The organism is Burkholderia sp. COPS, assembly GCF_019425585.1.
Classification (GTDB): domain Bacteria; phylum Pseudomonadota; class Gammaproteobacteria; order Burkholderiales; family Burkholderiaceae; genus Burkholderia; species Burkholderia cepacia.
The window spans coordinates 246,126-252,942 of sequence record NZ_WIXR01000024.1 but is presented as its reverse complement, the minus strand read 5'-3'; the positions used below and the strand labels follow the sequence as shown (position 1 = coordinate 252,942).

Here is a 6,817-nt window from a genome sequence, read left to right as displayed (position 1 = left end):
TTATAAAGGCCCCGTTGCTGCGTTGCCGAACGAGAGTTTCAATCGCGGCGATAGTGTCTCGCGGCGCAACGGTCGCGCATGCGGGGCGGGCGGGGCGTGGCACCCGCCCGGGGCGGCGCGGCTGCGGGCGGGCGGCCGGACCGCGCACCGGAGTGAAAGGCAGAAAGGGCTGCCGCGGAGAGCATGCGCCGCGCCGGCCGTACCCCGGCCCTGTTATGTAACCGTCATTTACACTTGGCGGCCCGGTGCAGCGCTTACAATATGCGGGATCGAACGACAGGCGGGCGCGCAGCCCGTCCTCTTTATACGGATTCATGGCAAAAGCTCCTTATTCCGCCCAGGCACAGGCGTTGCCGCACCGGATGTCGAAGCTCCTCACGGAGATCCGCTGGATTCTCCAGGTCGCGCTCTGCGCATTTCTGGTGATGGCCCTGCTGAGCTACAGCCGGCGCGATCCGAGCTGGACGCACGCCGCCCAGGTGGACCACATCTCGAACTGGGCCGGCCGCGTCGGCGCCTGGACGGCCGACATCATCCTGCTGCTGTTCGGCCTGTCGGCCTACTGGCTGATCGTGCCGCTCGCGCGGCGCATCGCCGTCAACTACCGCCGCATCACGCGTCACGAGGCGGTCGTGGACGAACCCGAGCGGCCGATCGGCTGGCTCACCGAAATCTTCGCGTTCGTGCTCGTCGTGCTGGCGTGCGACGGCATCGAGGCGCTGCGCATGTGGTCGCTGAAGGTGCAGTTGCCGCGCGCGCCGGGCGGCGTGATCGGCGAGGCCGTGGCGGGCGCGATGTCGCACGCGTTCGGCTTCACCGGCGGCACGCTGCTGCTGCTGATCCTGCTCGCGATCGGCCTGTCGCTGTATTTCCGCTTCTCGTGGCTGTCGGTCGCCGAGCGCGTCGGCGGTGCGATCCTGTCCGCCGTCAATGTCGCGAAGCTGCGCCGCGAGGCCGAGCGCGACCGCAAGCTCGGCGAGGCCGCGGCCGTGCGCCGCGAAGGCAAGGTCGAAGAGGAACGCGTGCGCATCGAGGATCACGAGCCCGTGACGATCGTGCCGCCGGTCGTCACGCCGGCGAAGTCCGAGCGCGTCGAGCGCGAGCGCCAGGTGCCGCTCTTCACCGACCTGCCGGGCGATTCGACGCTGCCGCCGGTGTCGCTGCTCGACCCCGCGCCGAAGGCGCAGGAGGCGATTTCGGCCGATACCCTCGAATTCACGTCGCGCCTGATCGAGAAGAAGCTGAAGGATTTCGGCGTCGAGGCGAGCGTCGTGGCCGCGTATCCGGGCCCCGTCGTCACGCGCTACGAGATCGAGCCGGCCACCGGCGTGAAGGGCAGCCAGATCGTCAATCTCGCGAAGGATCTCGCGCGCTCGCTGTCGCTCGTGTCGATCCGCGTCGTCGAGACGATTCCCGGCAAGAACTACATGGCGCTCGAACTGCCGAACCAGCGCCGCCAGACGGTGCACCTGTCCGAGATCATCGGTTCCGAGGTGTACGCGGCCGCATCGTCGGCGCTCACGCTCAGCCTCGGCAAGGACATCGGCGGCAAGCCGGTGTGCGCGGATCTCGCGAAGATGCCGCACCTGCTGGTCGCCGGTACGACCGGCTCGGGCAAGTCGGTCGGGATCAACGCGATGATCCTGTCGCTGCTGTATAAAGCGACCGCCGAGCAGGTGCGCCTGATCCTGATCGATCCGAAGATGCTCGAAATGAGCGTCTACGAAGGCATTCCGCACCTGCTGTGCCCGGTCGTCACCGACATGCGCCAGGCCGGTCACGCGCTGAACTGGACGGTCGCGGAGATGGAGCGCCGCTACAAGCTGATGAGCAAGCTCGGCGTGCGCAACCTCGCGGGCTACAACAACAAGATCGACGAGGCCGCGAAGCGCGAGGAGAAGCTGCCGAATCCGTTCAGCCTGACGCCGGAAGATCCCGAGCCGCTCGGCCGCCTGCCGAACATCGTCGTGGTGATCGACGAGCTGGCCGACCTGATGATGGTCGTCGGCAAGAAGGTCGAGGAACTGATTGCACGGATTGCGCAGAAGGCGCGCGCGGCCGGCATCCACCTGATCCTCGCGACGCAGCGTCCGTCGGTCGACGTGATCACGGGCCTCATCAAGGCGAACGTGCCGACCCGGATCGCATTCCAGGTGTCGTCGAAGATCGACTCACGCACGATTCTCGACCAGATGGGCGCCGAATCGCTGCTCGGGATGGGCGACATGCTGTACCTGCCGCCGGGCAGCGGGCTGCCGGTGCGCGTGCACGGCGCGTTCGTCGCCGACGACGAAGTGCACCGCGTCGTCGAGAAGCTCAAGGAGCAGGGCGAGCCGAACTATGTCGAAGGGCTGCTCGAGGGCGGCACCGCCGACGGCGACGAGGGATCGGCCGGCGCGGGAACCGGCGAAGGCGGCGGCGAGTCTGATCCGCTGTACGACCAGGCGGTCGAGATCGTCATCAAGAACCGCCGTGCGTCGATCTCGCTCGTGCAGCGGCACCTGCGGATCGGCTACAACCGCGCGGCGCGGCTGCTCGAGCAGATGGAGCAGTCGGGGCTTGTGTCGGCGATGTCGTCGAGCGGCAACCGCGAAATTCTTGTGCCGGCGCGCGACGCGGAATGAGTCCGCGGCGTTCGCGGCGCCGGCCACCCAGGGAGAAAACCGCAATATGCAGCAACATTCGTTCGCAATGTCCCTTCGTTCGACGCGGCGCTGGCTCGGCGCGGCGCTCGCCGGCGCATCGCTGATGCTCGCGGCGACGCACGCGTTCGCGGGCGGCACCGAGCAACTGAAGGCGTTCGTGTCGCAGGTGCGTTCGGCGAAGGGCGACTTCACGCAGCAGATCGTCAAGGCACCGGCGAAGGGCGCGAGCGCCGCGCAGGCCGTGCCGAAGCCCACCGACAATTCGAGCGGCACCTTCGTGTTCGCGCGCCCGGGCAAGTTCATCTGGACGTACCAGAAGCCGTACCAGCAGGTACTGCAGGCCGACGGCGAGAAGCTCTACGTGTATGACCGCGACCTGAACCAGGTGACCGAGCGCAAGCTGAACGGCGCGCTGGGCGCGAGCCCGGCCGCGATCCTGTTCGGCAGCAACGATCTCGACAAGAGCTACACGTTGCGCGATGCCGGCGAGAAGGGCGGCATCGAGTGGCTCGAGATGCTGCCGAAGGCGCAGGACACGCAGTTCCAGCGGATCGGCATCGGCTTTCGCAACGGCACGCTCGCCGCGATGGAGCTGCACGACGTGTTCGGCAACGTCACGCTGCTGACGTTTACGAACATCCAGACGAATCCGCCGCTGAAGGGCGATACGTTCAAGTTCGTCGTGCCGAAGGGCGCCGACGTGATTACGGGCTGACCGGCGCGCACGCCGCTTTTTCGCAACGGGCCTGCCGGCGACGGCAGGCCCGTGTTGTTTTCGGGCGCGGGCACCGGGCGCGGGCACCGGGCGCGGGCACCAGGCGCGGGCAGCAGGCACGGGCAGCAGGCACGGCGGTGCCGTCGCGCGGCTGTCATAATGTCGGGTCCGGCGGCCGGTTCGGCCGCGACCGTTTGATGTGGAGCGAGGGTTCATGTCCGATCTGTTTCAAGTCGAGCCGCGCCGCCCGCTCGCCGAGGCGCTGCGGCCGAAGACGCTCGCCGAGGTGATCGGCCAGACGCATTTGCTGGGCGAAGGCAAGCCGCTGCGGCTCGCGTTCGAATCGGGCAAGCCGCATTCGATGATCCTGTGGGGGCCGCCCGGCGTCGGCAAGACGACGCTCGCGCGGCTCACCGCGCTTGCGTTCGACTGCGAGTTCATCGCGCTGTCCGCGGTGCTCGGCGGCGTGAAGGACATCCGCGAGTCGATGGAGCAGGCGAAGGACACGCTGAACCGCACCGGCCGCCACACGATCCTGTTCGTCGACGAGATCCACCGCTTCAACAAGGGGCAGCAGGACGCGTTGCTGCCGTTCGTCGAGTCGGGGCTCGTGACCTTCATCGGCGCCACGACCGAGAACCCGAGCTTCGAGGTCAATTCGGCGTTGCTGTCGCGTGCGCAGGTGTACGTGCTGAAGTCGCTGGACGACGACGAGATGCGCCAGTTGCTGAAGCGCGCACAGGAAATCGCGCTCGACGGCCTCGCGTTCGACGACAAGGCGATCGATACGCTGGTCGGTTATGCGGACGGCGACGCGCGGCGCTTCCTGAACCTGCTCGAGCAGGCGCAGACGGCGGCCACGTCGGCCGGCGTCGCGACGATCGATGCCGATTTCGTCAGCAGCGCGATGACGCTGAACGCGCGGCGCTTCGACAAGGGCGGCGACAACTTCTACGACCAGATATCGGCGCTGCACAAGTCGGTGCGCGGTTCGAGCCCGGACGGTGCGCTGTACTGGTTCTGCCGGATGATCGACGGCGGCGCGGATCCGAAGTACCTCGCGCGGCGGATCGTGCGGATGGCGTGGGAAGACATCGGCCTGGCCGACCCGCGCGCGCTGCAGGTGGCGAACGACGCGGCCGAAACCTACGAGCGGCTCGGCTCGCCGGAAGGCGAGCTCGCGCTCGGGCAGGCGGTGATCTATCTCGCGTGCGCGGCGAAGAGCAACGCGGGTTACAACGCGTTCAACCAGGCGATGGCGTTCGTGAAGCAGGACAAGTCGCGCGAGGTGCCCGTGCACCTGCGCAACGCGCCGACCAAGCTGATGAAGGAACTCGGCTACGGTCACGCGTATCGCTACGCGCACGACGAGCCGAATGCGTATGCGGCCGGCGAGACGTACCTGCCGGACGGGATGCGCGAACCGCGCTGGTACAAGCCGGTGCCGCGCGGGCTCGAATCGAAGATCGCCGACAAGCTCGCGTGGCTGCGCGAACTCGATCGCGAAGCCGGCAAGAAGGACTGACGGCGCGGCCCGGGGCGGCCGGCGTGGTCGTGGCTCGCGTCAGCGCTTGCGTGCCGGCTGCTTCTTCCAGTAGTCGAACGGTTCCTGATGGCATTCGATGTCGAGTTCGGCGATGCGCGTGTGCAGGCTCGACTGCGCGTCGGCGATCGCGAGGTTGTAGATCACCGGGCCGATCTCCTCGACGAAGAAGTGCAGCAGCGCGCCGGCCTGGATATTGCCGATCGGCTCGTCCATGTTTTCTGTGAAATAGCGTTGCAGTGACGCGATCGCGCGGTCGCGTATTTCCTTGTCCAGTTCGATGGCCATCGGGTTCCTTGGGTGCTGTGACGTGGGGCGGGCGCCTCGCTCGATGCGCCGCCGCGGGCCCGCGCGGGTGCTTCGCGATCCGCGGCGCTTCGATGCGGGCGCGATTTCGCGGGTGACGACGGGCAGGCCGGCAACGCGATACTGCCATGGCCGTCGCGCCACGGTCATCGCCCGTTTGCAGCATAGTCCGTCCGTCCAGTGCCTTGGCGGCCCTGCGGTGCGTTAGAATTCCCGTCTTACACAACGATTTTCCAAGTCCTCCCATGCTCGACATCCAGTTGCTGCGCAAAGACCTCGACGGCGTCGCGAAGCGCCTCGCCGATCGCGGCTACACCCTCGACATCGCCGCGTTCTCCGCCCTCGAAGCGGAACGCCGCGCGATCCAGACCCGCACCGAAGAGCTCCAGGCGCGCCGCAACAGCCTGTCGAAGCAGATCGGTGCGATGAAGGGGAAGGGCGAGGACACATCGGCCGTGATGGCCGAGGTCGGCGGGATCGGCGACGAAATGAAGGCGGGGGAAGCCAAGCTCGGCGACATCCAGGCGCGCCTGTCCGACCTGATGCTCGGTATGCCGAACGTCGCGCATGAAAGCGTGCCGATCGGCAAGGACGAAGCCGACAACGTCGAGGTGCGCCGCTGGGGCACGCCGCGCCAGTTCGACTTCGAGGTGAAGGATCACGTCGACGTCGGCACGCCGCTCGGCCTCGATTTCGAGACCGGCGCAAAGCTCGCCGGCGCACGCTTCACGATGCTGCGCGGCTCGATCGCGCGCCTGCACCGCGCGCTCGCGCAGTTCATGATCGACACGCACACGCAGCAGCACGGCTACACCGAAGCCTATACGCCGTACATCGTGAACCCCGAGATCCTGTACGGTACGGGCCAGCTGCCGAAGTTCGCGGACGACATGTTCCGCGTCGAGAAGGGCGGCGAGGAGAACAAGGTCACGCAATACCTGATCTCCACGTCGGAAATCTCGCTGACGAACACCGTGCGCGAGTCGATCGTCGAAGGCTCCGCGCTGCCGATCAAGCTGACCGCGCATTCGCCGTGCTTCCGCTCGGAAGCCGGTTCGTATGGCCGCGACACGCGCGGGATGATCCGCCAGCACCAGTTCGACAAGGTCGAGATGGTGCAGGTCGTCGCGCCGGATGCGTCGTACGCGGCGCTCGACGAGATGGTCGGCCATGCGGAAGCGATCCTGCAGAAGCTCGGCCTGCCGTACCGCGTGATCACGCTGTGCACGGGCGACATGGGCTTCTCGGCCGCGAAGACGTTCGACCTCGAAGTGTGGCTGCCTGCGCAGAACACCTATCGCGAGATCTCGAGTTGCTCGAATACCGAGGCGTTCCAGGCGCGCCGGATGCAGGCGCGTTTCCGCAACGCACAGGGCAAGCCGGAACTCGTGCATACGCTCAACGGTTCGGGCCTTGCGGTCGGCCGCACGCTCGTCGCTGTGCTGGAGAACTACCAGAACGCGGACGGCTCGGTCACGGTGCCGGAAGTGCTGCGTCCGTACATGGGCGGCATCGAGCGTATCGACGCGCCGGCACAGGCGTCGTAACGTCGCGCTCCGGCGATCGCTTCAATCCCTCGCAAAAAAATTTGCAAAAAGGGCTTGTGAG

Annotated in this window: 5 protein-coding genes; 4 read left to right on the top strand and 1 reads right to left on the bottom strand. The window is 67.1% G+C overall.

From position 1 onward, the window contains the following. Positions 1 to 314 precede the first annotated feature (314 nt). From FOZ70_RS22715 to FOZ70_RS22705, 3 genes are all read left to right on the top strand, one after another. Positions 315 to 2,624: a DNA translocase FtsK gene (locus FOZ70_RS22715; protein ID WP_021163434.1), complete on the top strand. Its 2,310-nt coding sequence runs from the start codon at positions 315 to 317 to the stop codon at positions 2,622 to 2,624. A gap of 46 nt (positions 2,625 to 2,670) precedes the next feature. Then, on the top strand, positions 2,671 to 3,360 hold the full coding sequence (lolA, locus tag FOZ70_RS22710; protein WP_021163433.1) for an outer membrane lipoprotein chaperone LolA: 690 nt from the start codon (positions 2,671 to 2,673) through the stop codon (positions 3,358 to 3,360). A gap of 214 nt (positions 3,361 to 3,574) precedes the next feature. Next, positions 3,575 to 4,885: a replication-associated recombination protein A gene (locus FOZ70_RS22705; RefSeq protein ID WP_027788118.1), complete on the top strand. Its 1,311-nt coding sequence runs from the start codon at positions 3,575 to 3,577 to the stop codon at positions 4,883 to 4,885. Between the two features lie 39 nt (positions 4,886 to 4,924). On the opposite strand, the gene FOZ70_RS22700 is transcribed toward FOZ70_RS22705, so the two are convergent. Then, complete coding sequence (locus FOZ70_RS22700; RefSeq protein WP_021163431.1) at positions 4,925 to 5,191, bottom strand: DUF2164 domain-containing protein; 267 nt, start codon at positions 5,189 to 5,191, stop codon at positions 4,925 to 4,927. Positions 5,192 to 5,454: 263 nt separating this feature from the next. Here FOZ70_RS22700 and serS point away from each other — a divergent pair, with 263 nt between their 5' ends. Beyond that, positions 5,455 to 6,756: a serine--tRNA ligase gene (gene serS, locus FOZ70_RS22695; protein ID WP_219706769.1), complete on the top strand. Its 1,302-nt coding sequence runs from the start codon at positions 5,455 to 5,457 to the stop codon at positions 6,754 to 6,756. Positions 6,757 to 6,817 lie beyond the last annotated feature (61 nt).

Coding starts and splice junctions, on each gene's coding strand:
- FOZ70_RS22715 (WP_021163434.1), top strand. CDS start 315: ATGGCAAAAGCTCCTTATTCCGCCCAGGCACAGGCGTTGCCGCACCGG.
- lolA (WP_021163433.1), top strand. CDS start 2,671: ATGCAGCAACATTCGTTCGCAATGTCCCTTCGTTCGACGCGGCGCTGG.
- FOZ70_RS22705 (WP_027788118.1), top strand. CDS start 3,575: ATGTCCGATCTGTTTCAAGTCGAGCCGCGCCGCCCGCTCGCCGAGGCG.
- FOZ70_RS22700 (WP_021163431.1), bottom strand. CDS start 5,191: ATGGCCATCGAACTGGACAAGGAAATACGCGACCGCGCGATCGCGTCA.
- serS (WP_219706769.1), top strand. CDS start 5,455: ATGCTCGACATCCAGTTGCTGCGCAAAGACCTCGACGGCGTCGCGAAG.